Here is a 25888-nt window from a genome sequence, read left to right as displayed (position 1 = left end):
CACTTTATTTAAAATTTTTTATGTCATATTACCTCCAGATTTATAGTTATTAATACGATAACTTTTACCTGTGATGTTTAGTATATGTGCATGATGTACTACTCGATCAATAATTGCATGAGTTAATAACTCATCAGCAAATATTTCATTCCATCTTTCAAAATCCTTGTTTGTGGTGATAATGGTAGATTTATTTTCATATCGTTTAGCAATAATATTAAAAAAATCATCTACTGAATGTTTTGGTAATTGCTTAAAACCTAACTCATCAAGAATTAATAAGTCAAATGATAAGAGTAATTTAACTTTTTTGTGATAGCTATTATCTGCTCTTGCAATATGTAAATTATAAAGCATATCCGATACCGTAGTAAAATATACAGAGTATTCTCGTGTTAAAGCTTTTAATGCTAATCCAATAGCAAGATGAGTTTTGCCAGTTCCAGAATTACCTATGAATATGACATTGCCCTTAGTATTAATATAATCACAAGTAGATAAATCACTTATTACTTTGGTATCAATACTTGGTTGGAACTGAAAATCAAAGTCTTCTAAATTTTTAGTTACCGGTAATTTAGCAGCATTTTTACGACGACGGTAATTATTATCCTTACGGTGAGATTTTTCATCTTCACATAATAGTGAGAGAAATTCTTTAAATCCTAGTTTATTATTTTGAGCATAAATAATCCTTTCATTTAAGCTATTGACTATACCTGATAATCTAAAACTACGTAGGTCATTAAGCAAGTTCTGCATTCTGACCTCCAAACTCTGGCAATGGTAAGTTTACTGCATTACTATTTAAGATATTCTTAATTTTAGAGTAAGAACTTATACCGTAATGTAATGCTCTATGACAGGCTTTATCTATTAACTCATCATTGTAAACCTTACGTAAAGAAATAATACCTCTGGCACAACGTTGCCAATCATTTACTCGTGTTTGTTGTAATAACTCTAATAATAAACTGCAATTATTGCCTATCTGCTGCATTTGTTGTTGATAATGTTCGCTATATTCTATAAAACCTGGGCATAGACGTTTATATTTGGCATAATGAGACGGATTAGTGGTAAATATTCCTTTGCCATCTACTCTAACGTGCCTTGCTATTAAATCATTTTGTATAGAAAATATTTGAACAAGGTTTGGTGATAATTGTACCAATACTTCACTGTATATATATTTTGCTGGTACGGAATAATAATTATTATCTATGGTGATATGACAATCTTTTGCTACTTTTCGATTATGCCACGATGATAAATCAAACGTTTCTAATGGTAAGGGCATTAAATTATTACTTTCTTCTTGCTCAAATAGTTCCTGAGGAATTTTTTTAGTAGTACCATGTATTCGGTTATTTGCTTTATTTAACCAGTTTGCAAGATCGTGTATTAATTCTTCATATCTATGAAATTTACGTCCAGCAAAAAAATTATTTTTGACATACTTTATGCCTGATTCTACTTTGCCTTTTTCTTGAGGTTGATATATACGACAAGGAGAAAGTAAAATCCCATAATGATCAGCTAAACGTTTGTATTCCTTCTGATATACAGGCTCATAGAAATTGCTATCTACCACCCCAGCTTTAAGATTATCAAGTTTTATTACTTTTGGACTACCAGCAAAATAATTAAATGCATTGATATGACATTGTATCCATGTTTTACAACTTTGATCAAACACTACTTCATAATAATCAAGGCGACTATAGCTTAAACGCATATTAAACACATATGCTTTAACTCTACGCCCTTGGGCATTATACTGTAAGCCTATGTCACCAAAATCTACTTGTGCTTCCTCTCCTGCTAAAGTATGAAAACGAATGCAACTGTTATTCTGAATCTTATATTTTTTGATATAACGGGTTAGCGAACCATAACTTTTTGTATAACCTTGAATTTTTAACTCTTCAAAAATTCTTATGTAACTTAGATTCTTTTCTAATAACTCAATTATTTGTTCGTGCCAAGAATCCAGTGCTGAAGATCGTTCATAGGGTGCAGGATATTCTGTACCAGACTCTACGTAACGATTTATTATTTTTCTTACTGTTTTACGGTCTATCCTTGTTAGTTTGGCAATATTTCTTTGACTGTTGCCTTGCTTATAAAGGGTGATAATTGTTGTGTACATATTTATTCTTATCATTGTATCACTAGATATTTATTTTAATTAATTATCTAGTGAATATTGCACATTATAACCTTATTAGGTTACACCAAATTCTCTGGTCCCTTTTTCGTGCAATTTAGTGGTCCCCTTTACTTTAGCAATGACATTAAATTTTAGAGGTGTAATTCTCCTGTATTAATGTATTGGTTTTTCAAAGTAAAGTTTGCATTTTCTATGTCATATAGCCTCTTGATAATTTTCTAGTTTTTCTGCAAAATGTATCATTTCAGGTGTCTTATATTCAAGCGATTGATGAGGTCTTTGCTGATTATAAAATTCTATATAATCTCTGATAGCTATCTTTGCTTCACGTACCGTTTCAAGATCAAAACGATAAATCTTCTCTTGTTTCAAAGATCGCCAAAAACGTTCAATAAATACATTATCTAAGGCTCTATCTTTGCCGTCCATACTAATAGCTATGCCTTGTTGCTCAAGTATTTGAGTAAAATCTTTTGATGTAAATTGTACTCCTTGATCCGTATTAAAAATGTCAGGCTTGCCATGTATAGATATTGCTTCATTTAGAGCTTCAATACAAAAATCATTTTCTAAACTAATCGACACCCGCCAACTCAAAATATAACGACTATACCAATCCATTATAGCAACCAAATATACAAAACCTTGCTTTAATCTTATGTAAGTAATATCTGCACAGTAAACTTGATTGGAGCAAACCACCTCTATATTATTTAATAGATATGGGTATACTTTATGAGCCTGATTCCTACGGCTTAAATTAATCTTTGGGTATACTGCTTCAATACCAAGTATTTTATAATATTTTCTTATCATCTTACGACTAACATTTAACCCTTCGGATTTTAGGACATGAGACATTCTTCTAGTACCATAATAGGGATGCTCTGTAAAAATCTCATCAATTCTGTTCAGTACTCTATACTCCTTATCATCTAAGGTATTCCTAGCTCGGTAGTAGTAACTTGAGCGGTTTAAATCTAAAAGTTTGCATTGTCTTGCTATGGTTAAATTTGAAGCATAACTTATCATTTTTTTCCTAACCTCTAAATCCAAAGATACTAGATTTTTTTTAAGCCAGTCTCTTTCAACTGTTAACTGGCCTATTTGCTCAAATAATGATTTAATTAAATCTTCTTGGCCGGTATCTTGTTGTTTAGATTTCGATTTAAATCCAGAAACCATAAAATCTAAAGCTTCTTTCTTCCATTTATAAATCTGATTAGCGTGAACACCATATTTGCTGGTAATTTGAGCTATAGTCATTTCTCCAGATATTGCTTCAATTGCTATTTTTGCTTTTTCTTCTGCACTATATTTTTTAACTTGTTTTTTCATTTTTTGCTCCTTTTCCTAGGAGATATTATACCTACTTTTCTCTATTTTCTTGTCTAGTTTTTGGGTACCATTATAAGTATAACCGCCCGGCAGCATCGACATTGGAAATACTACGAAAATGAGACAAATTACTAAGGCAAAAAATACTGATTGTAAGATAGGCATTATATTTGCTGCCATTTCTCCTGCAACCAAGTAAGAAAATGATTGCTGAAATAATCCGCGGGTAGCATTCATACTAACTAACTGAGGATATATTCTAGAAAGTGAGAATTTTTCTCGCAAGTCATCATAAGCTTCACGATTAGCATTAAGCAACATTGCTTGCCTCATCCACTGATGAATATCTGTTTGTTCTTTTTTTAGATATTTTAGAGTGTCAGAGGTCATAGTTTTTAATCTGCTAGATAATATCTCTTGCCTATCAGAGGTAATCCCTATGATATTTGCAAATTGAGTCAACAAGCCATCATTTAATTCTTTATTAACAGCTGCCTTAATTAGAGGAGTTACCTGCCTGCAGGTTTTAAAAGAAATAGCAGAATTACTTGGATCTTTATAATAAATACCAAAATTATTGGGCATATTTTGCTCGATAAAAGCAATGATGTCACTTGCTCTTTGTGCTTCGGCTTTTTTGCCTAAAATATTGCCGATGATATAAGGTTTCATAAAACATTGTCTTAAGAATTCTTTTGCGTTGGTTAAAGTTACTGGATCTTCTATTTGAATATCTTTGATTTTACCAATAGCTTTTGCCCCAAACATAATCCCATTCTTCCTGCTTGATAACCCTTCATCAGGTGGTAGTAAATGCTTTTCTAGCGTTTCTGATAAGGAATAACTTATTTTTGATGATATAGAGGCAAATAAAGCAACTCCTATTGGAATATTATCAATTTTAACAGGAGCCTGCATTGATATTTCATCCTTAAGCCATACATTTGCTTTTGGAGCAAATAAAAAGATAAAAATAAATAAGGATGGAAAAAACCACTCCATGGCAAAAATACCAATATTACCTCTAAAAATAGCACGAGTTGCTGCCCAAATTCCACCAATTGTCAAAGCAAATTTACCTACTGGTGTAAAATACTCACTGTGGGATGCAAATACTCTTCCTATACCATTAAAAATTTGCCATAATATATCTCCTCCACCAAATGTATGTATTACGTAATCTGCCATATGCTTTTTATATTTTTATCTTCTTTGCTTATTTTTGTACCTGCTTATCTTCTTACTCATCTAATTTTAATTTATAATTAATTTTTTAAGCCCTCTCTTTAGCTATTAAATGTTGTTCTATTAATCTTGCTCTTCTATCAATCTGATCACTACTTGTTAGCATATTACTCCATTTCTCTTGAGCAAAAAGTTGCACTCGATCTAAAGCTTTTAAGTAAGCAGTTAAATGATGATCTGCTACTTGCTTTGATCTGAGCATGGTAACTGCTTTACGTACTTCTGAGATTACCTCCTTTAAATGCTGCAACAAGCTGTAACTAGCCACTAATTCTGAGGAGCTATCTAAAATAGTTACTCCTGATATTGCTTCTAAAGTAATATAGTCATAAATTGGAAATGCTTCCCCTATTGAAGATAGGAAAGATATGTCTGCATTACTAAACTCATTGTTGCTTGCCAGTTTACTCTTTAATTCATCTAGCTTGGTTTTAGCCTTGCCTTGATATGATTGATCTGGAGCAATAGTAATATTGTGTCTTATTACTGGATTTAAACAATGAATATTATCACAAGTATAAATTGAGGCAGATTCACCGCCTTTTAAATGAGCAATCCAGCTCTTTTCATCTTGAGCAAGTGATGCAAAGAAATAGACATTATTATCTCGAACTATTATAGTTCCCGTCATTGACATAATGGCATTTCTCATATTTTCAGGAATCCCTGCTTTTTCTGCTGCTTTGGTAAAGATATTATAATTATCTAGCATTAGCTCTGGATCTTTATTTTGGATATTCGCTAAAGCTTGTTTCTGCTCTAAATCACTACGACATTTTTTACCGGCAGCAAAATAATCAAAGCCAGAGCTGGATTGTAAATCCTTGCAAACTGATTCTCTCATGGCTGAATCTTTAGGCAAAATGGAAGCGAAAATAGCTTTAGTCATTTCACAATCGCCCTTAGCAAATTGATTCATTTCCATAGCAAGATTTCTTAAATCTTTCAGGGCATTTTCTATTTGCGGAGCAAAGGTCTTAAGGCCCAATGAAAATGCATAAGCTTTTGCTTGCGTACCAATATTTTTCATTAGCTGTACTAGCTCATCTCCTGAAATAATCGAAAAACTGCCAAGGTAAGAATCAATACCACTACAGCTCATGGTCAGTGTTGGCGGAGTTATAGAGATCGGATTAAAAGCTGTTTTATTTGTCCGCATTGATAGTCCTCCTGCCGCATAATAGCCGGCAGCTTGAGATTGATATGCACCAGGTTTCGTTACATTAACACTCATCCCTTCAAATACATCCTTTAAGTCCCAGGCGTAAGAGTTATAAGAGTCTATCAATAATGCAGAAATTATAACAAGATAAGTAATAATACTACTGTAACCCTTACTCATGCCTTACCTCTGCAGAACCTAAGTTATAATAGTGCTGATCTATTGTTAAAATATTGTCAATGATCTTATCTTCACTAACAATGCTTCTTACAATTGGATATATTTGCCTGCCATCACTTGCTATTAAATACAACACTGGTACAATATTTTCAGGATTTAATTTTTTTAGTAATCCTGTGTCTTTAACCGTTGTAACATCCTGAAACTTCTCTTCATTTCCACCAACAAAAATTAACTGAAAACCATATTTATTAGCAAATTGTTTAACAATAGGAGCAAAAGCTTTGCAATAAGTGTCATTGTCAAATAAAAAGGGACCACTAAATTACGTAAAAAAGGGACCACTTTATTTAAAATTTTTTATGTCATATTACCTCCAGATTTATAGTTATTAATACGATAACTTTTACCTGTGATGTTTAGTATATGTGCATGATGTACTACTCGATCAATAATTGCATGAGTTAATAACTCATCAGCAAATATTTCATTCCATCTTTCAAAATCCTTGTTTGTGGTGATAATGGTAGATTTATTTTCATATCGTTTAGCAATAATATTAAAAAAATCATCTACTGAATGTTTTGGTAATTGCTTAAAACCTAACTCATCAAGAATTAATAAGTCAAATGATAAGAGTAATTTAACTTTTTTGTGATAGCTATTATCTGCTCTTGCAATATGTAAATTATAAAGCATATCCGATACCGTAGTAAAATATACAGAGTATTCTCGTGTTAAAGCTTTTAATGCTAATCCAATAGCAAGATGAGTTTTGCCAGTTCCAGAATTACCTATGAATATGACATTGCCCTTAGTATTAATATAATCACAAGTAGATAAATCACTTATTACTTTGGTATCAATACTTGGTTGGAACTGAAAATCAAAGTCTTCTAAATTTTTAGTTACCGGTAATTTAGCAGCATTTTTACGACGACGGTAATTATTATCCTTACGGTGAGATTTTTCATCTTCACATAATAGTGAGAGAAATTCTTTAAATCCTAGTTTATTATTTTGAGCATAAATAATCCTTTCATTTAAGCTATTGACTATACCTGATAATCTAAAACTACGTAGGTCATTAAGCAAGTTCTGCATTCTGACCTCCAAACTCTGGCAATGGTAAGTTTACTGCATTACTATTTAAGATATTCTTAATTTTAGAGTAAGAACTTATACCGTAATGTAATGCTCTATGACAGGCTTTATCTATTAACTCATCATTGTAAACCTTACGTAAAGAAATAATACCTCTGGCACAACGTTGCCAATCATTTACTCGTGTTTGTTGTAATAACTCTAATAATAAACTGCAATTATTGCCTATCTGCTGCATTTGTTGTTGATAATGTTCGCTATATTCTATAAAACCTGGGCATAGACGTTTATATTTGGCATAATGAGACGGATTAGTGGTAAATATTCCTTTGCCATCTACTCTAACGTGCCTTGCTATTAAATCATTTTGTATAGAAAATATTTGAACAAGGTTTGGTGATAATTGTACCAATACTTCACTGTATATATATTTTGCTGGTACGGAATAATAATTATTATCTATGGTGATATGACAATCTTTTGCTACTTTTCGATTATGCCACGATGATAAATCAAACGTTTCTAATGGTAAGGGCATTAAATTATTACTTTCTTCTTGCTCAAATAGTTCCTGAGGAATTTTTTTAGTAGTACCATGTATTCGGTTATTTGCTTTATTTAACCAGTTTGCAAGATCGTGTATTAATTCTTCATATCTATGAAATTTACGTCCAGCAAAAAAATTATTTTTGACATACTTTATGCCTGATTCTACTTTGCCTTTTTCTTGAGGTTGATATATACGACAAGGAGAAAGTAAAATCCCATAATGATCAGCTAAACGTTTGTATTCCTTCTGATATACAGGCTCATAGAAATTGCTATCTACCACCCCAGCTTTAAGATTATCAAGTTTTATTACTTTTGGACTACCAGCAAAATAATTAAATGCATTGATATGACATTGTATCCATGTTTTACAACTTTGATCAAACACTACTTCATAATAATCAAGGCGACTATAGCTTAAACGCATATTAAACACATATGCTTTAACTCTACGCCCTTGGGCATTATACTGTAAGCCTATGTCACCAAAATCTACTTGTGCTTCCTCTCCTGCTAAAGTATGAAAACGAATGCAACTGTTATTCTGAATCTTATATTTTTTGATATAACGGGTTAGCGAACCATAACTTTTTGTATAACCTTGAATTTTTAACTCTTCAAAAATTCTTATGTAACTTAGATTCTTTTCTAATAACTCAATTATTTGTTCGTGCCAAGAATCCAGTGCTGAAGATCGTTCATAGGGTGCAGGATATTCTGTACCAGACTCTACGTAACGATTTATTATTTTTCTTACTGTTTTACGGTCTATCCTTGTTAGTTTGGCAATATTTCTTTGACTGTTGCCTTGCTTATAAAGGGTGATAATTGTTGTGTACATATTTATTCTTATCATTGTATCACTAGATATTTATTTTAATTAATTATCTAGTGAATATTGCACATTATAACCTTATTAGGTTACACCAAATTCTCTGGTCCCTTTTTCGTGCAATTTAGTGGTCCCCTTTACTTTAGCAATGACAATAAGCACAGTTAGTAGCTATCTGTAAAATTAATCCCCAATTCTTTGCTAATTTTTTCAGTTTATAATCATTTTCTTGTCCTTGTTTTTCCTCATACAATCTTTTATGTAAAGAATTGGTCGGTTCATTAATATTACTCAGCTGATGATCTAATATCGTTGCTAGTTGCCACATAGTAGCAAATTTATGTGCTTTCTCCATAATCTGCTTTTGCAGTCTTTGAGCTATGATGATATTTTCAAGAGTGGGATCATCTAAGGCTTTACGCTTAGCCCTATTAAATTCTTTCTTTAAAGCTTCTATCCTTTGATCATAAGGCTCAAGTTCTGGCTCTTGCTTTTTTTTATCTTGAGAAAATTTTAATATTTCTAGCGTGTAAGCATGATCCTCGTTATACCATAAAAACCCTTGAGGTTGTTGCCAAAACTGATTATTTACATTAAACCTGATCATTTCATTTTTATAGTCCCTTTGGTGGTTAAAACCTCCATCTTCCAGATGGAAAAGCTTTAGCTTGCCATGTGCGCCATGATGCGTTAGCATCATAAGCACCATGACTCAATACAGCAACAAATCACACACAGTTTACTATCATCGCTATCATATAGTGTGGATTACAAAATATCGATACAAGGTGTTAACCTATGATATCAAAAAGCGAGTGAGAGAAATTATTGCATTAGTTGCAGAAGAGCTCAATATTAAAATAGAAAATGGAGTAATATCAAGCGAACATATACATATATTTGCCAATATACCACCTCATATTAAAGTAAGTGAATTTGTGCAAAAAGCTAAAGGAAGATCGTCAAAAAAGATACAAGAAGAATTTCCAATATTAAGAAAAAAGTATTGGGGTAGACATTTATGGGCAAGAGGATACTTTAGTTCGACTAGTGGCAATGTGACTGATGACATGATTAATGAATATATTAATAGACATACTGATGCTCATGAACCAGCAATGACTACTAATATAAGACTGGAATAAGCTTTAGCTTGATTCTCGACTTCTAGTCGCTATAGACAAACTTTCATCTCTCAGATGAAAGTGATTGATTACTACTATCTAACTCCATAGTACCAGCAAATGCATGATTTGACCAATCATTGATTAATAACCATAAATTAATTACTAGTAATGTAATGGCTAGTAATAATTTATTTGCTATGTTTACCAGCCACTTCATCATTTTAATAGGATAAATTTGAATCAGTATGATTATTATTAAATCTTTGTTGTTGCATTATAGGCATCTGGTTTTTTAGTTGCTGCGGAAAATTCTTATACATTTTACTTTTAGCATGATCAAGTAAATCACTAAATAACTCCTCTAAATCCACTTTAGAAAAATCTATTCTTTGCAGCTCTTCTACTGTAAACCCCCTGCAATTAGCATGTTGTGCCGTGCCAAAACCAATAGCTAATTGTTTTTTGCCTTGTTCCTGAAATACTCGTGCAAGTTTTGAATTAAAACAACAATAAGTAGATTTTTTGGTAATACATTTCTTAAATATAGGATCTTTCTTAGCACAATATGTACCAACATAGTAGCACTGACCTTTTGCCCTTTTTAAGGCTAAGGCTTGTTCTTCTGCATTACATCTGCTAAGCCCTAGATCCTTACCCCAACCTTTGAATCCGGAACAACAATTAAGAAAATTACCGATATTTGTTTTACGACAATTATCGCTTGTACCTTTAAAAACCATCATCGGATTTGTCTGCATATCTTTTTTCATTTCATTTAACATTGCAAGATACCCAACATTTCCCATATCAGTATTTGGTGCAATAGTTGCAGTATGACAATCCCCTCCTAAACAAAACATTCGAGCTCCAGCAATAGAAGAACTCAGCTCTTTTTCCTTAATGTAACAGCTATAATCTCGCCTCCATTGCAAACAGATACTAGAGGCTTGCTTAATGCAGTTACTACTTTTTAATTCACAACCTTGCTTCTTTAAATGATGACACCCATCTTTTGGCTCGCTACTACATTGATATTTAATTTGCTCACTCCAGCATGGACGATTAACCCGATATTGATCATAAAATATCTTCTCTCCTCTTTCTAAACATACCGTACCTAGCTCATGACATTCATTATGCTCTATTAATGATTCTAATTCTTCTGGATAAAGAAGCCAATATTCTCCTTTTTCCTTAAATTCTTTTTCCTTTTCTCTAAATCTATATTTAAAATTATATTTATCCCACTTTACCTCATGTCTTCTACATTCAGTTAAATTTCCGCTGCCCCTTGGATTAATACCAATTTCTTCACTAATTTGTTCTAAATTTACTCCTAGCTTTTGGGCAATAATACTTCTTACTTCACTTTGAGTGCCAATGTCACTACGCATATGCATACCATTGCGTTTCTTTTTCCAATGAACCGGATATAGTAAGTGGTAATGTAACCTACATATCTCCTCTCCAGATATATCAATAGTTCTATCTTGCCATGCTCCCCATTTATCTATTAATTCTGTTTCTAAATATAGCTTCCTAATTATATCAACCGTAAAATCTACCCCTTCAATACAACTCTTAGCAATTTTTGTTTTGGTAATTATTTCGCTATTAGAAAAACTATCTCCTTCTGTATGTTTTAAAGGATCTGCCTCAATCTTAGCTAAATTAATAATCAAGGGGTTTTTAGAATTAATGTCATATTCTTGAGAAGCATCTATTTTTTTAAGCTCACCTTGTTGTAGTAATTGACCTGCTGAACTATTATTTAACATTTGACCGCCTTGCTTTGTTAAATCTTGATCACTCATATTACTTAAATTTGAAATATCTGCATCTTTATCAAATATTACTTTATTGCCCATTTGATCAGGATTGCCAAGCCTGATACTATTTTCATATTGTTTAGCCCTATTATAACTATCGTGAATGTTAGTAATCACATTAAAACTAAACAATACAATAATCATTGATAAAAACGTGAACCTCATGAATTTTCTTTGTTCATAATTTCTAAAGCATCATGTAATGACATGTGACCAGTTAGTCTTTTTACTCCCTTGTCTTCACTATTCACTATTATTGCTGGTACAGCAGTAATTTGATATTTCTCAAATAGATTTGGATCAATATCAAAACTAATACCAATTTCATCGGCTTTTGCTTTAGTCTCGACAAAAGAATTATTTTTTAGACCTCGCATTACAAGTTTTGCTCCTGCTCGTTCTGCTTCAACATAATAACTCTTTAATGCTGCATCAGGCATTGAAAATGAGATAAAAATGTAGATTTGATTATATGTTTTAGTCTCTAATGTCTTATGATGTATGCTCTTCTGTAATAATCCTTCTTGTTGTGCTAAAGCATTTATATTACTTAAAATTAGCAAACTCATTAAAACTACTAAGTTGAAACACATATTTTTCTGTATCCCGTTATCTTGCATCATCATAACATCAAAAGAGACAGCATGATTTTTTTCTCCAAATCAAATAACCAAAATCTTCACCTTTAACAGGAAATTCTCTTCCCTGCTGCCAGGTAGTTTCAGTCTCACCAATCTTTTTACAAGAATGAATTGCAGGGATTGGGTAAGTCATCTGCAGTCTATATTGGCTCTTCTTGATTATTGGCATTGGGTATTTACCGCACAATCCTTCTCTTCCCATATAGCCCCAAAGTAATAATTCTCTATGTAACTTAGCCATAAATTTAGCGACTATTAATGCAGAAGTTCCAACTCCACCATTATGAGCAGAAGTTGTACCGGTAAAGGGATAAAGAGATCCTTGACATCCCCCACACCAAAACATCGCATCATTAGAAAGACTACCAGAACTACAGCTCACACAATCAGCTATGCAGGCACTTTGAGCTGCAATGTTGCCAAATAACAAACTTTCAGGATTTAATATAGCAGCCTTGTTATCATCTCCCCATAATGGATCAAATTCAGTTAAATATGCGATATCTACTTGCGACATCTCTAAACAAGCAAAATCAAGTAAGATCTCAAGCCAGTAAATAACTGGATATATATACCAATGTACATGATAAAAACTGCTGCCCTCTATATCATCCTTAACACCTTTTTGCATACTGGTACCAAGATTAATGCCTCCAAGACTTACCATACACATCGGAGATTTAGTTACATCCACCAGTCTTACCGGCTCCCAAAATCCAATTGGAATTCCGGGAACCGGCATCGGAATCGAAGACTTAGGACAAAAACAAACAATTTTCCTTGGGTTATTAGTATCAGCCATAGAACTTGAGACAATTTTTACTCCTCCGATAGTAATTGGAAATAAACATTTCCAGCAAACATCAGTGATTGGATTTACAAACCTGCCTACGCAGCCAATTGATCCATAACTATAATTACCAAGCAAAATAATTATAATAAACATTATTAATTTCATTATTACTTGTGTATTTCAGAAGTTATTAAATCTGTATTTGCTTGACAACCTACCTTTGCTTGCTCTGCTATCATATTATTTTTCTCACCTGCGATTAGATATACTACTTCTCCACTAGATTTTACTATTGCTTGCACCCGACCTTGTAATACCTGATCTATTATCTTTTCTAAATTTTTCTTTGCTTCTGGTAATTGCCACTTCTTCATAGATTACCTCCGGATTTTATCAGTTTTTATTCACACCTTAATTTTTACTCAAATACTATAATATTTCAATTAATCTTGATTTCGCTAATTTTAAGTAATTTGCCTTCCTGACAGGCAATAGCCGGTACTGCTTTTATTTTAAAACGAGTAGTAAGCACGCCACCTTGATCAAAAAACACCGGCTTATTTAACTTTTTTGCCAACTTAATAGGATTTCCTTTAGTAAGTACTAATTTTCCTATTCGTAATTTAACCCACTTAATCTGCTTCTCGTCATCTCCATCAATAAATATTAATGGTTCTCCCCAACTTATTTTCTCTAAAGGATTTACACTTGTATTAGCTTTTACTATTATGCCTCCAGTTTGATCTTTTATATCTGTCTTTTGTATAAAGCTTGGATTATAGTACCAGCTACGGTTTTTATTTGCTTTTGCTAGAGCTAAGACCGGAGTTGGTCTAGAGATTTTTTGCTGTACTTTATTTTTAAATTCTTCCTGCATTTTCTCTAAAACGCCATTTTGTTTTGCTATTTTGAGCCTCGCCATAATGACCTCTAATAAAGACTCTTCAATAATTGGAAATACATGACCTTGTACTTCATAATCTCTAATTGCTATTTTAGAATTATTGTCTATGCTTATGTCTAAATTATTATTGTGTGCATTTACATAACTTACCTTTAATACAATCACAAATAAAACAAAGGAGCTTATAATAATAATTTTTAGAGCTAAATATCTTCTCATATTTTCCCATAAAACTTTAAACTAAGCCTTGCTCTTCCAGTATATTATTGATGGCATCTGTAACGCTCATTCCCGCAATCATTCTATCCTCTAAAGCCCTATAATCCCTAGCATTAGTAGAGGTCAGCATTAGAGTAAATGGATCTAACATTAATCTTGCCACAACTCCATGAACACTTGGTCCATAAATTGCTGCTTCACTATAATGCGGTGGATTTGAATGAATTGATTGCAGTAAATTTAACTTCCAATCTTCATCAACAAAACCTGCAAGTTTGGGGTTTGCTCTCATTGCTTTAAAGCTCTCAGGATTTTGCTTGAGAATAACTTTATGTGATGAGTTCTCAAAAGCTTTTTCAGCAGCATATCCTGCTTCCCTGAAGTAATCAGTTAATTGCTGAGTAGCAAGAGTAATTGAGCCGTTATATTTTCTTGCTATTCTTCCTGCTTCTTCAATAAATTCTCCAGATCTCTTGCCGGATAGTAATTTCCATGCTTCATCAATCATGATTAGAAAGGGACACTTCCTATCACCTTTAACCATTGCTTGGTTAATATGAACAATCATGATTTGCACGATCACTGCAAGTAGTGCCGGGCTACTACGAAGATGATCAGTTTCAATTACTACTATATCTGAGTTTAGTGATAATTGTGCCTTGTTACTGAAAAATTTGCCATATTGACCATCTCTGGTAAATGGAAATAACATATTACCAAGTTCTTGTGCGTAAGACTCCTCTCTTTTAAGCAACCAATCTGCTATGTCAGTTATCTCAGCTCTTGCTCCTTTTGCTTGCCAAACAGCTATTAAGGCTTTTTGCAGCATTGGTTGCTGCAAATCATTAGTTCCATACTGAGGAGCTGCCATGGTTGCTAGAATTGATGGAAAACTTGCTAGAAAATCTGCTTGTGCTTCAATTGAGTCTTCGCTGCCGCCTGCTGGAATTTCTGAGAATGGATTAATTGATAGCGGATTTTTTACATCAAATTCAATATAATTACCACCTAATAACAAACAAGTTCTTTTAAATGATCTACCATAATCAAGAACAAATACTTTGCCGCCAGTGCCTAAGACTGATAGCATTAGTTCTTGCATAAATACTGATTTACCAGATCCTGGTACTCCTGCTATACAAAGATTAAAATTTTCATTGGGAGCTGCAGATGCACTATATAAATTTGAGCCAATTAATGCTGAACCAAAGGGCGACCAATACATAATCTGTCCTCTTCTACCAGTAAGCAGCATGCCAGGAGAGCTTAAATCCCCTTTCCATTCACCAATGATAGGCAGTAACACCTTACTTTCTGAGGCAATAGTCCTTATGCCTCTACCAAGATTTGATAATGCTACACCGACTCCCCGAATCTTTTTGTTAAATATGTTATTGAATCTATTAAATTTACCTACTAAAGAATTTGGTGCTGCTTCAACTAACTGCATCGGCAAACTAGCAAGCACTACTGCTAAATGATCATATTTACAAGGGACAAAATACCATCCACTTCGACGAAGCTGTGAACAAAACTGTGATGCTGACCCTTTGGCTTTATTCTTCTGATCCCACATAATGACATTTAAATGGATATTTACTACTCTATCGCCGTTTTGCAAGCACGCTACTGCTCCTGCTAAATCTTGTGCTTCTAGTTGCAGATTAGGAAAGAATTTACCCATCCCAGCATTAATGTTTCTCTCTAAAGCTTCTCTTTTGGTAATAGCAGATGTTTTAGCCACTAACTGATTTGGTATAATCTGCAAACCAAAATGAATTAAAAAATTTGATCTAATATATTCATCACGTCTTAGCTCATTACCTAAAAATAAATCCATGGCTGATAAACGCCACTCAGAAGGTCTTTTTCCTGCCTCTAAGCTTATAAATATTTGATTATCATTAAGACTTACATAATCTTCCTTCTCATATAAAGAAAAATTACCGGGTAAAATCTGCTCAGATAATATTTCGCAAAGGTTAAGTTCAGGATGTTCTTCTTCCCTCCAGCCAAAGATTATCCTGATAAATTTTAATAGCAATGTTGCCTCAACATTATAAGTAGTAAGACCAATTGATTTAAATGTATCTTGCAGTACTTCTCTTCTGCAAGTCATCTCATTAATATCAATCGTCAGCGTCGGAATAGTTACTGAAATTAATAAAACTACATCTTTGATGTTTCCCTCTTCCTTTGCTTTTTGCTCTAAAAATTTTGTTCTTCTACTGCTAAGCTCAGCAAAGATGCTGCCTTTTCTATGTAATTGCCAGTTATCTAGATATTCTCTTATATGATCAGAGCCAATCATCAATATTTGAAAACTACTTCCTACCGGTAAATTCTCATCACTTTTTAAAAATTCCGCTATCTCTCCTTGAGCTTGCAAGCTTGTCCCAACTAATGGCCAGCCAAGCAGGACAAATCCTACTGAAGCTCTATTAAAAAACAAGCTACTCTCCTCATCATATGATTCATAAACAAAATGTTTAGCTAGTCTTTCCCGAGCAAAATCTTTATCAATTCCTGATGTCATTAATTATACCCTCCAAAGCATCTAGTAGAGCATCTCGATTTAAAATTAGGCTTATCATTATTATTATCTCACCTTACGCACAAGCCACTAAATTTGTATAAATTTTGCAGTTCCGTCATTGCCGCCTGATTTGCTCTAAGAATTAATTTATATTTTAATGCAAAGTGGTTTAAGCAAGTTTTTAATTGCAGCATTTCAAGCTTGCAGAAGGCAATGATTGAGGCAAATATATGATTTGATTGAGATATAACCTTCTTTGTAGGTGACTTTGCCAAACTAGTATTTTGTTTGATTGAGTTATGATATATTTCGATTTGCCACCGTTTTTGGTAGATCTCATATAGATACTCAGCATCATGGTCAAGATCATTTGATACTAAATAGAGAACACCAGTTGAATTATCTTCGTTTATGAAGACTTTTTTAATTAGTGTTACTGGGAATTCTAATCCCTTAAGCCACACCTTAATAAACTGACCATCTTGTAGATTTAATGATGAGACTTGTTGAAACTGACCTCTCATTTTATCATTCTTTGATAAAGCAACAGTACGATTTGACTTAATACCAATAATAAAATACTTTTGCAAATTATGGATATATTCCAGATTATCCTTTGCTCCAAACCAGTTGTCAGCTAATACATAATCAAATAATACTTTGTTAGCATGACTTTGTTTGATCAAATTACGAAAATGCTCATTCTTCGTAAGGCTTGCTTTCTTCTTTACTTTTTTACTCTCAATATCACAAAACACTATGTCCTTATGTACTATCTCGTAGCCTACAGGAAGTGATATATCACCATAACGGAAAAGACATGACAGTATATTTACTCCTTTTACATGACTGCCTTTAGCATGTGAGTAATGCCAACACATAATTTCATTTTCATCAGTATACGGCTTCTCTTCAATCGAATCATCCAATATTAAAACCCCACCCGTTTGTTTTTCATTCGCTCTAACTTCAGATTTGATATAAAACCACAAATCCTGTGATCCCAATGTTGTCCCGTTGAGAAACCTAGTAAATTTATCATGGCTCATTGAACCACCTAATAAATCAGCCAATCCAGTAGCCGTCGCATAGTTATTTTGACAAATTAAATAGTCTGTATAAATATCTAGTGTTGCGTGCATTTTAATCAATTTTTATTTTTAGTATTATATCTCTTAATCTTATATTTTTATACTGCTTTTCTCTTTACTGCGTAAGGTGAGTTATTATTTGGATTAAACATATCAAGATCTGCCATTCTATTTACTTCATATAAAGAATGACATTTTAGTCCTTGGGGCAGCGGGCAATCAAAATCATTCCTATATGGCATCAATTTACAACCAGAAGCGATAAAGCTTAACATTAATAACAACAGCAGATTAATTACTTTATTATTCATTAAAAATTACCCGGATATTGTTGTTCTGACTGCAAATCAATATCTGTCATCTCATAATCATCATTATTCTTAATAAAACGTTCTTGCAATTTAGTTTTTTTACTAGCAAAACTAGTCACTTTATTTCCAGAATAATTTTGATAATTACTATAATTTGCTGCCTTTTGCGAATAATCAGTAGTAGTTGGCGGCAATAATCTATCTACTTTATCAGCCTCTTTATTATCTCTTAAATCAAAACCTTTTCTAAATACTACATCTATTACTCTACCTGAAGCTACAACAATTACCGGACTCATACTTTCTGCCCGTTTAATTGCAAAATCAGCAAGTTTTTCTAAAGCATTACCGGTGCCAGCATAAACACCAGCTTTAAGAGAATCCTGAGCTTTTAAGGCATTTTGTTGCCCGGTAATCGGTGACACCGGAAATATGCTATTTGTTGCCTGGTTCTGGAAAAATTGTGCTATCCCGCCAAGTACGCCGTTAAGCACCGCCATCCTTGCTACATCTGATGATCTATCAACAACTATCCCTTTAATGCCGGGTCTACCATCTTCTCCTATTAACCAACCTTCTACTGGTTTTTCAATTATCTCTCCATTACTATTTAGTAAAGATACTGTCTCTAACCGGCATTTAGCCCGCTCTGATGAAATATCCCCAGTGCAAGAACCAATTAAAATTGCTTCTTTGATTTGCTCCGTTTTATACCCTTTAGAAAAAATAGCTGTATCAACAAGCCTTATCATTATTGGCTCAGGAGATGCTGAGTTATTAGTGCCGGTTCCAACTACTACTCCAGTAAGCAGCACCCCTCTTGCAAAGCTGCCGGTAGTAATATAATCTTTAACGTCTTTTTTGGACTTCAAGTCAGCTCTTTTTACATAGCCAAGTAATCTTTTTACTGGAGCAGTAGGAGCAGCAACAATGCTTTGCTCAAAGTTATTATCTAGTAAATCTTCTATTTTTTGATTATTATTAAAATCATTGCCATCATATAATATAGTTTCTTCATGAGGCTTCTCTAATGATTCTAACTTTTGACTAAAATCATCAATTTTAGTTTTAGTTTCTAAATATTTATTCTCTATTAGCTTCTCTAAATGATTCTGCATGTTTTTAACTTCATTTAATATTTCTGCAGTCCATTTAGCCCTTGGATCTATGGCCTTTTCTATTCCTGATATTTCCCTTGATTGTCTATCTTCTTGTAGAGCCCTAGAAGTTTTGACCTCACTTTCTGACAATCCATAAAACACCAAAAGCATTATTACGCCTATGCAAGCTAGAGTTACTAATGGTCTGTTTTTAATTATCTCTATGAGTCCTGATAATCTTTTACTAAATGTAGATGGTAATTTATGATCCTCTACTGTACTTTGTAATTCTTCCTGCTTATTGAACTCTTGATCCATTGCTTTTAATCAATATCCTAATTATCTAACTGATTTTCATACCACTAGAGACCCACTCTAAATAAAATCCTAAAATAATACCAATAGCTACAATTGCTCCAGCAAGCCTTAAATTACCCCTGACTACTGCCCAGATTGAGGACAAAATCGTTGCCCCTGATATCCCGATAGTTTTAAGTTTACCGGTAGAGAGCCCACCAATGCGATCTAACTGTCCTTCTAATGTTTCTCCTAAAGCTACTTCAGATAGTATTACATTTACACAAAAAATTAATAATACTGGCAATAAAGGATATATTATTCTTAAACACTGTTTATTATTTTCTTTTTCTATTACATTTTTGTTTTTTACATTCATGATGCTTCTCTTCATTATTATTAGTTAACTTTGTTACTTCTTTTTCTAAATCAAACTTAATGAGTCTAATTGGTGTTGGTTTGCTTTTAGTAAAATTCAGCATTAAATCTTGTACTGTACCATTTTCCCCAATTATGGTTAAGTAAAGCTTAGTTTGGGTCTGCTGCGGTAAAATCAATCACTTTCATCTGAGAGATGAAAGTTTGTCTATAGCGACTAGAAGTCGAGAATCAAGCTAAAGCTTATTCCAGTCTTATATTAGTAGTCATTGCTGGTTCATGAGCATCAGTATGTCTATTAATATATTCATTAATCATGTCATCAGTCACATTGCCACTAGTCGAACTAAAGTATCCTCTTGCCCATAAATGTCTACCCCAATACTTTTTTCTTAATATTGGAAATTCTTCTTGTATCTTTTTTGACGATCTTCCTTTAGCTTTTTGCACAAATTCACTTACTTTAATATGAGGTGGTATATTGGCAAATATATGTATATGATCGCTTGATATTACTCCATTTTCTATTTTAATATTGAGCTCTTCTGCAACTAATGCAATAATTTCTCTCACTCGCTTTTTGATATCATAGGTTAACACCTTGTATCGATATTTTGTAATCCACACTATATGATAGCGATGATAGTAAACTGTGTGTGATTTGTTGCTGTATTGAGTCATGGTGCTTATGATGCTAACGCATCATGGCGCACATGGCAAGCTAAAGCTTTTCCATCTGGAAGATGGAGGTTTTAACCACCAAAGGGACTATAAATAAACAGCCTGAATCATGTACAGCTACTTCCGCAGCTTCCTGCGGATGAATAAAGATATCATTAATTTTTTCTCCTTCGATATTAATCCTAGTTGGAGTGTCTTTTGCTATTTGCAGCTCTAACAAAGAATCAGCATGTAACATATAGCTTATCCCATAAGCATTACTACTAAAGCTTGCAAGCATTATGCCAACAAAAACTACTAAGATCTGCAACTCTAACTTCAAACTTTTCATTGCTTATTTACCTCTTCCTCTTTAATACCTGTAAGTAATAGTTAACCACCCTGCATTGCAAATGCAGGGCTTAAGATTATGGCATCAATGCCTTAGCTATAGCTAGTTTTCAACTTGAAAGTTTCCAAACTTATCATCTCTCGATTCATGTTTATCAATATAATCCTTGATCATTTGGTCAGTCACATTGCCTGTGGTTCTGACAAAATATCCAACAGCCCATAAGTGTTTACCCCAATACTGTTTCCGTAATTCTGGAAATTCCTGCTGAATCTTCCTTGAACTCTTTCCTTTTAGATACTGTACCACCTTACTAATACTTTGATAAGGTGGCACAGATACATAGATATGTACGTGATTTGAAGCTATCTTCCCTCTTAATATCTCTACTCCATTATCCTTACATATCTCTTGGGTTAGGTCCTTGACTCTCCTACCAATATCACCAACCAATATATTATATCGATATTTAGTCACCCATACTATATGATAAGTGCAATCGTAAACTGTGTGGCTTATCTTCTTGTAATACTGCATCTCTACATTCTATATGTTAAAACGACGCACTGCAAGTGCGGGGTTTTTCTCCCAAATTTGGGACAATAAATGATTTGCTCCTCGCTTGTAGGTTAACAAATAAGTTTTATCAGCTGCTATATGCTGATTTTCGGAAAACCAATAACGCAATGTTCCGTTAATTAATACTCCATCCTCAATGATTTTTACTTTTTTAGGAAAAAATACCGATGAAATATTAGAGCCTTTAACAAAATCTAAATGTTCCTTAAAAAATTTATCCAATTGCTCTGTATTACTAGATACCACCTTCATATCTGCTATTTGCCTCTCTACTTCTTCTGGTGAAGTAGTAAATAATTCTTTCATTACAAAAACTGCCCATTCTTTAAGATAGGTCTCATGATAGCTTTTGGATGATACTATCATCCTTCTATCCGGCTCTATTGCCGGAATTAATAACCATTTTTCTTCCGTGCTAACTGTTTTAATCATTCCAAGTAGACTCGTAACTGCAAGCAGCAATGTGATAAGCAATAATCTCTTATTATATTTAACTAGCTGCTGAATAGAGCTTTGCTTAAATAAATGATCCATTACTTACCTATTTTTTTACCAAGCAAATTAGGATAAGAAGTAGGAGCATATAGCCATTTCTTAGCGACTAAATAACTCTTAAGTACAAAATACTCCGATAGTTTCTTAAACTTTTTAAATGCATAACAAAGTACAATACCAGCTATAATGCTAATGACCCCAAGCTTAGCATGTCCGCTATTCAGTAACACTATCCCAGGTACTATACCAAGTAAGATAACAAACCACTCATCTAAGCTTAAACCCATATATTTTAGGGAAGTAGAGAGTGACCAATATAATCTTTGATTAGCACAATTATTATTCATATTAATTAAGTGATATTTCCATTAATAGATAAGTTTTGCTAGTCATGACATTAACATCCTAATTTTTACATTGCCAGTGGAGTTTTAAGCCATAACAAAAAAAACAGTAATTCATCTAAAACTGTGGATATCTGGAGATAGAGTCTATAGTTCTATCCATGAATTTGTTGATAACTAGCAGTAATTTTGCTAATATTAATGAGATAAATTATTGGTGCAATGTATATGTTTAGAAGTGATATGGAATTAAAACTAGAATGTTTAAAGCTTGCTATCCAGTCCTGCTATAGTTGTGATGCTGTAGATCTAGCAAGGCATTATTATCAATTTCTTATGGAAAATAATGAAAATATACCAATTCAATTTTCTATCAATAAGGTGAGTTTAAATTAGTATTCACAGAATATGAACATCTTTGTTACTGATATTTCTCCTATTGTGTCTGCCCAAGCATTAGATGATAAGCGTGTTGTTAAAATGATACTTGAATCTGCACAATTATTAAGTTCGGCAATTTTCATCAACAGTCAATCCATTTATAATGACATATATAAACCAACTCATTTAAAACATCCTTGTACTATTTGGACTTCTGTGAATATTGCTAATTGGAATTGGCTCTTTAAACACTTAGAAGCTTTATGTTTAGAGTATAAATTTCGTTTTAATAAGTTACATAAAACAGAAATATTGTTATCCACCTTACCAAAATATAATTATTATCTTCCTAATGGTACAATAACTACATTTATTAATTATACTAGATCAAAAATCTTAAACTTAGATTTTACTAGTGTATCTAATGTATGTATAGCTTATCAAAAATACCTTAGTGCTAAATGGTATCATGATAAGATAAAACCTCGATGGTCTAAAAGAAATATGCCATATTGGTTTACATATCATGAATCGGTAAATCTCACTACATTAATTTGAAGATAGAATACCATAATACTCTATGTGTTATTTATGCACCTGTCCTGATTTGCTTAGGTTCTTCTAGAATATTTGATATTTTAGTACACGGTAAATTTTGTCCTACTTGTTAGTATTTATCTTTTGAATAATACTAGCAATATTACTATTATCGAAAAAGTTAATTTATAATAATAGAGAGCTTTCTTATTACTAATTTATGCACATAATAATCTAAACTTACACTATATTTTATAACAAATGACTTAAGTTTAAAATACTGTATTATTAAAAATCTACCTTATAATCAAGGTCTTTTATTATATTTGCTATAACATAGTGTAAGTTTAGCTTTTTAATAACAACATTATTTTTCTTAAATTTGAATAAATTATGTGCATAATTAAGTTTTTAATTTATATTTTGAAATAAAATACTATGTTTAACCATTTAGATCAAATAGCAGATGTATTAAATAATACTAATCAATATAAAGTGATTAAACGATACAATAAACCGAATTATTATAGCATACCTGATGACAGGCCAAAAAAAATAGGAGTGTTTTTAGATACAGAAACTACTGGATTATCTTATGTTACTGATAAAATCTTAGAACTTGGAATGGTGAAATTTGAATACACGAACGATGGACGTATTTACAATATACTTGAGGAATTTAATCAATATCAAGATCCAAAAGAGCCTATAGCACCACATATTACCGAACTAACCGGTATTACCAATGAAATGGTTCGTGACCAAAATATAAATAAAGAAGAAGTTATTAATTTTCTTCAGAATGTAAGTATTATTATTGCACATAATGCAGGATTTGATAGACCATTTTTTGATAAATTATTTCCAGATCTGACACCCCAAATTTGGGGCTGTTCTAGAGTAGACATAGATTGGAAATATGAAAAAATAGAAAGCCAAAAATTGGAATATCTTGCATATAAATATAATTTCTTTTATGAAGGACACCGAGCAGTTATAGATTGCCTTGCAGGGTTACATTTACTATCACAGTATCTACCAGTTTCTAAAGAATTAGTATTGAAACAATTACTCATGAATTGTCATAAAACAAGATTTAAAGTTTGGGCTAAAAATGCACCCTATGAGACTAAGGATTTATTAAAGTCTAGAGGATATCGTTGGTCTACCCATCCACAGGAAAATTATAAAGCATGGATGGTTGAAATTATTGAGAATAATATGGAATCAGAACTAAATTTTTTACAATCTTGTATTTATCAAAAAAATTACGCTATCCCTATACAAACTATTTTGCCATATAATAGATTTACTTAATGATATTCAAACATTAGACCTATTTTGAAACTGGAATTTAAGATCAAAATATAATATCAGGAGTTTCGCACTTAGCAAAATAGATGACAAAGATTTGCCCTTTGCTTGGTACACTGGTGGATGAACTTCTTACTGTTTAACCGTAGAGATCATTTCATTAATGGCTTTTTGCATATATTCTCGAGCAGTATCAGTAGCAAGTCTAGCATAAACTGCCGTTGATCTTGGATCTTTATGATTTAGAAGTTGTCCTATCACATATTGATTTGCTCCGGTCATTGCCATCCAGCTTGGTATTGTTCTTCTTAAATCATGGATCCTTAAATTTTCTATTGCTGCCTTCTTACAAATCCTCTTCCATGCTTTCTTTGGTTCTTGCAAATGACCACTACTGCTGGTCTCACTTGGAAATACCCAAATACTATCAGATTGCTCTTTTCGTGCTTTTAATATTTCTACTGCCTGATCTAGTAAGGGTAAACGGTGAGGATCACCATTTTTAGTTTCTGGAAGATATAATTGTTTATCAGCAAAACTCACCTGTTCCCAACGCATAGTAAGTAAATTATCCTTACGAACTGATGTATACAAAGCTATTAAGAAAAAGTCTTGCATTACCTGGTTTTGTTCGTCTGCTATTGCTGTAAAAAATCGTGGTATTTCTTCTCTAGTTAAATACCTGTCTCTTGATTGTTCCTTGTGCTTCTTTATGCCAATAACGGGATTCACCTTAATTAATCCCCATTCTATTGCTTTACTAAATACAGGACTTAAAACCTCAAGAAATCTATTAGCTCCATATTTACCAGTTTTAGTTAAATTATTAAACAACTCTTGAATATCTGTTTTGTGAATAGTAGATATTTTCCTAGGGTATAAATGTTTGGCATATCTATCTACAGAAGCAGCATAATCCATCCATCTTTTATTATTAATTTTACTATATTCATTAAGGTATTTGTCATAAAGCTCTTTAAATGTCAATTCCTTAGCTAATCTAATCTTTTCTGCGACGGGATTATATCCTTTGGCAATCTCACCTTTTAATTCAGATGCTTTGGCTCTAGCATCAATAATTGATAGATCAGGGAACACACCTATTTTAATTCTATGATATTTCTTATCAAGTACTGTGCCCAAATAAAATATTTTACTACCACCATATGATACAATTAGCAATAATCCTTTTTCTTTGGTATCTTTATATACATCTCGTTTTGCCTGTGGAGCTTTAATTTCATGTAATGCTTCTTTAGTAAACAATAGTGATTTAACTGACATAAATCCTCCCACAGCTTAATTCATATATAATTAAACTGTAATATGCTTTACTCAGAAAAACAAATCTTATGTTAAATAGAATTATACTTTAAAAAATGATGATTTATCCTAACTACATACAATTCAATAACCA

27 protein-coding genes and 4 pseudogenes are annotated in these 25888 nt (G+C 32.6%); 4 read left to right on the top strand and 27 right to left on the bottom strand.

All coding sequences use genetic code 11. The features are described 5' to 3' along the window. Positions 1 to 18: 18 nt before the first annotated feature. The 9 genes and pseudogenes from istB (AAGD54_RS02230) to traF (AAGD54_RS02190) form a co-directional block, all read right to left on the bottom strand. Entirely contained in the window at positions 19 to 762 is a 744-nt protein-coding gene (gene istB, locus AAGD54_RS02230; RefSeq protein ID WP_341794290.1) for an IS21-like element helper ATPase IstB, read from the bottom strand. After that, positions 746 to 2152, bottom strand: coding sequence for an IS21 family transposase (gene istA, locus AAGD54_RS02225; RefSeq protein WP_341794291.1), 1407 nt, complete (start codon positions 2150 to 2152; stop codon positions 746 to 748). The genes istB (AAGD54_RS02230) and istA (AAGD54_RS02225) overlap by 17 nt, the downstream gene beginning before the upstream one ends. Positions 2153 to 2368: 216 nt before the next feature. Next, positions 2369 to 3511: an IS3 family transposase gene (locus AAGD54_RS02220; protein ID WP_341794899.1), complete on the bottom strand. Its 1143-nt coding sequence runs from the start codon at positions 3509 to 3511 to the stop codon at positions 2369 to 2371. A gap of 75 nt (positions 3512 to 3586) precedes the next feature. Beyond that, positions 3587 to 4699 (bottom strand): annotated as a pseudogene (locus AAGD54_RS02215) (conjugal transfer protein TraG N-terminal domain-containing protein); the annotation flags it as partial. Positions 4700 to 4784: 85 nt separating this feature from the next. Continuing rightward, positions 4785 to 6098 carry a conjugal transfer protein TraH gene (locus AAGD54_RS02210; RefSeq protein ID WP_341794444.1) on the bottom strand — a complete coding sequence of 438 codons (1314 nt, stop codon included), beginning with the start codon at positions 6096 to 6098 and terminating at the stop codon, positions 4785 to 4787. Beyond that, a pseudogene (traF, locus tag AAGD54_RS02205) lies at positions 6091 to 6390 on the bottom strand (conjugal transfer protein TraF); the annotation flags it as partial. The pseudogene traF (AAGD54_RS02205) and the gene AAGD54_RS02210, both read right to left, overlap by 8 nt. A 68-nt stretch (positions 6391 to 6458) precedes the next feature. Next, positions 6459 to 7202, bottom strand: a complete 744-nt coding sequence (istB, locus tag AAGD54_RS02200; RefSeq protein WP_341794290.1) for an IS21-like element helper ATPase IstB — start codon at positions 7200 to 7202, stop codon at positions 6459 to 6461. Further along, positions 7186 to 8592 (bottom strand): IS21 family transposase, encoded by a 1407-nt coding sequence (gene istA / locus AAGD54_RS02195; RefSeq protein ID WP_341794291.1) that lies wholly within the window; start codon positions 8590 to 8592, stop codon positions 7186 to 7188. The genes istB (AAGD54_RS02200) and istA (AAGD54_RS02195) overlap by 17 nt, the downstream gene beginning before the upstream one ends. Positions 8593 to 8734: 142 nt before the next feature. After that, positions 8735 to 9190 (bottom strand): annotated as a pseudogene (gene traF / locus AAGD54_RS02190) (conjugal transfer protein TraF); the annotation flags it as partial. Positions 9191 to 9290: 100 nt separating this feature from the next. On the opposite strand from traF (AAGD54_RS02190), the gene tnpA (AAGD54_RS02185) reads away from it, so the two are divergent. Continuing rightward, positions 9291 to 9728, top strand: coding sequence for an IS200/IS605 family transposase (gene tnpA, locus AAGD54_RS02185; RefSeq protein WP_341794397.1), 438 nt, complete (start codon positions 9291 to 9293; stop codon positions 9726 to 9728). 43 nt (positions 9729 to 9771) lie between these two features. Here tnpA (AAGD54_RS02185) and AAGD54_RS02180 read toward each other — a convergent pair whose 3' ends face one another. From AAGD54_RS02180 to AAGD54_RS02100, 17 genes and pseudogenes are all read right to left on the bottom strand, one after another. Continuing rightward, a complete protein-coding gene (locus AAGD54_RS02180) occupies positions 9772 to 9930 on the bottom strand; it encodes a hypothetical protein (RefSeq protein WP_341794898.1) in 159 nt (52 codons plus the stop codon). Between the two features lies 1 nt (position 9931). Further along, positions 9932 to 11683, bottom strand: coding sequence for a conjugal transfer protein TraN (locus AAGD54_RS02175; protein WP_341794390.1), 1752 nt, complete (start codon positions 11681 to 11683; stop codon positions 9932 to 9934). Between the two features lie 17 nt (positions 11684 to 11700). Continuing rightward, complete coding sequence (trbC, locus tag AAGD54_RS02170; RefSeq protein WP_341795160.1) at positions 11701 to 12132, bottom strand: type-F conjugative transfer system pilin assembly protein TrbC; 432 nt, start codon at positions 12130 to 12132, stop codon at positions 11701 to 11703. A gap of 37 nt (positions 12133 to 12169) precedes the next feature. Beyond that, a complete protein-coding gene (gene traU, locus AAGD54_RS02165; RefSeq protein WP_341794897.1) occupies positions 12170 to 13138 on the bottom strand; it encodes a conjugal transfer pilus assembly protein TraU in 969 nt (322 codons plus the stop codon). A 2-nt stretch (positions 13139 to 13140) separates the two neighbouring features. Next, on the bottom strand, positions 13141 to 13347 hold the full coding sequence (locus tag AAGD54_RS02160; RefSeq protein WP_341794896.1) for a type II toxin-antitoxin system prevent-host-death family antitoxin: 207 nt from the start codon (positions 13345 to 13347) through the stop codon (positions 13141 to 13143). Positions 13348 to 13412: 65 nt separating this feature from the next. Further along, the gene (traW, locus tag AAGD54_RS02155) at positions 13413 to 14096 is read right to left on the bottom strand and encodes a type-F conjugative transfer system protein TraW (protein WP_341794895.1); all 684 of its coding nucleotides are present in this window, start codon (positions 14094 to 14096) and stop codon (positions 13413 to 13415) included. Between the two features lie 16 nt (positions 14097 to 14112). Beyond that, entirely contained in the window at positions 14113 to 16632 is a 2520-nt protein-coding gene (locus AAGD54_RS02150; protein ID WP_341794894.1) for a TraC family protein, read from the bottom strand. A gap of 68 nt (positions 16633 to 16700) precedes the next feature. Next, complete coding sequence (locus AAGD54_RS02145; protein WP_341794893.1) at positions 16701 to 17774, bottom strand: transposase; 1074 nt, start codon at positions 17772 to 17774, stop codon at positions 16701 to 16703. A gap of 47 nt (positions 17775 to 17821) precedes the next feature. Beyond that, a complete protein-coding gene (locus tag AAGD54_RS02140) occupies positions 17822 to 18034 on the bottom strand; it encodes a conjugal transfer protein TraV (RefSeq protein WP_341794892.1) in 213 nt (70 codons plus the stop codon). Then, positions 18034 to 19452, bottom strand: coding sequence for a TraB/VirB10 family protein (locus tag AAGD54_RS02135; RefSeq protein WP_341794891.1), 1419 nt, complete (start codon positions 19450 to 19452; stop codon positions 18034 to 18036). Before AAGD54_RS02135 ends, AAGD54_RS02140 begins: the two co-directional genes overlap by 1 nt. Before the next feature lie 25 nt (positions 19453 to 19477). After that, entirely contained in the window at positions 19478 to 19810 is a 333-nt protein-coding gene (locus AAGD54_RS02130; protein WP_341794890.1) for a hypothetical protein, read from the bottom strand. After that, entirely contained in the window at positions 19770 to 19988 is a 219-nt protein-coding gene (locus AAGD54_RS02125; RefSeq protein ID WP_341794889.1) for a hypothetical protein, read from the bottom strand. Before AAGD54_RS02125 ends, AAGD54_RS02130 begins: the two co-directional genes overlap by 41 nt. Positions 19989 to 20052: 64 nt before the next feature. After that, positions 20053 to 20490 carry an IS200/IS605 family transposase gene (tnpA, locus tag AAGD54_RS02120; RefSeq protein ID WP_341794888.1) on the bottom strand — a complete coding sequence of 146 codons (438 nt, stop codon included), beginning with the start codon at positions 20488 to 20490 and terminating at the stop codon, positions 20053 to 20055. A gap of 82 nt (positions 20491 to 20572) precedes the next feature. Further along, positions 20573 to 20821: pseudogene (locus tag AAGD54_RS02115) on the bottom strand (hypothetical protein); the annotation flags it as partial. Positions 20822 to 20923: 102 nt separating this feature from the next. After that, a complete protein-coding gene (gene tnpA, locus AAGD54_RS02110) occupies positions 20924 to 21358 on the bottom strand; it encodes an IS200/IS605 family transposase (RefSeq protein WP_341794258.1) in 435 nt (144 codons plus the stop codon). Positions 21359 to 21367: 9 nt separating this feature from the next. Then, entirely contained in the window at positions 21368 to 21934 is a 567-nt protein-coding gene (locus tag AAGD54_RS02105) for a TraE/TraK family type IV conjugative transfer system protein (protein WP_341794887.1), read from the bottom strand. Beyond that, a complete protein-coding gene (locus AAGD54_RS02100; RefSeq protein ID WP_341794886.1) occupies positions 21934 to 22242 on the bottom strand; it encodes a hypothetical protein in 309 nt (102 codons plus the stop codon). The genes AAGD54_RS02105 and AAGD54_RS02100 overlap by 1 nt, the downstream gene beginning before the upstream one ends. 225 nt (positions 22243 to 22467) lie before the next feature. Between AAGD54_RS02100 and AAGD54_RS02095 the strand changes: the two genes are divergently transcribed. The 3 genes from AAGD54_RS02095 (at position 22468) to AAGD54_RS02085 (ending at position 24474) form a co-directional block, all read left to right on the top strand. Further along, on the top strand, positions 22468 to 22635 hold the full coding sequence (locus tag AAGD54_RS02095) for a hypothetical protein (protein WP_341794885.1): 168 nt from the start codon (positions 22468 to 22470) through the stop codon (positions 22633 to 22635). Positions 22636 to 22647: 12 nt separating this feature from the next. Then, on the top strand, positions 22648 to 23178 hold the full coding sequence (locus AAGD54_RS02090; protein ID WP_341794884.1) for a pyrimidine dimer DNA glycosylase/endonuclease V: 531 nt from the start codon (positions 22648 to 22650) through the stop codon (positions 23176 to 23178). A gap of 417 nt (positions 23179 to 23595) precedes the next feature. Next, entirely contained in the window at positions 23596 to 24474 is an 879-nt protein-coding gene (locus AAGD54_RS02085) for a 3'-5' exonuclease (protein WP_341794883.1), read from the top strand. A gap of 129 nt (positions 24475 to 24603) precedes the next feature. Here AAGD54_RS02085 and AAGD54_RS02080 read toward each other — a convergent pair whose 3' ends face one another. Then, complete coding sequence (locus tag AAGD54_RS02080; RefSeq protein WP_341794882.1) at positions 24604 to 25755, bottom strand: tyrosine-type recombinase/integrase; 1152 nt, start codon at positions 25753 to 25755, stop codon at positions 24604 to 24606. Positions 25756 to 25888: the final 133 nt, after the last annotated feature.

It is taken from the genome of Rickettsia endosymbiont of Rhinocyllus conicus (assembly GCF_964026465.1).
Taxonomy (GTDB): domain Bacteria; phylum Pseudomonadota; class Alphaproteobacteria; order Rickettsiales; family Rickettsiaceae; genus Rickettsia.
The sequence above is the reverse complement of the archived record's forward strand: the minus strand, read 5'-3'. Positions and strand labels throughout refer to the sequence as shown.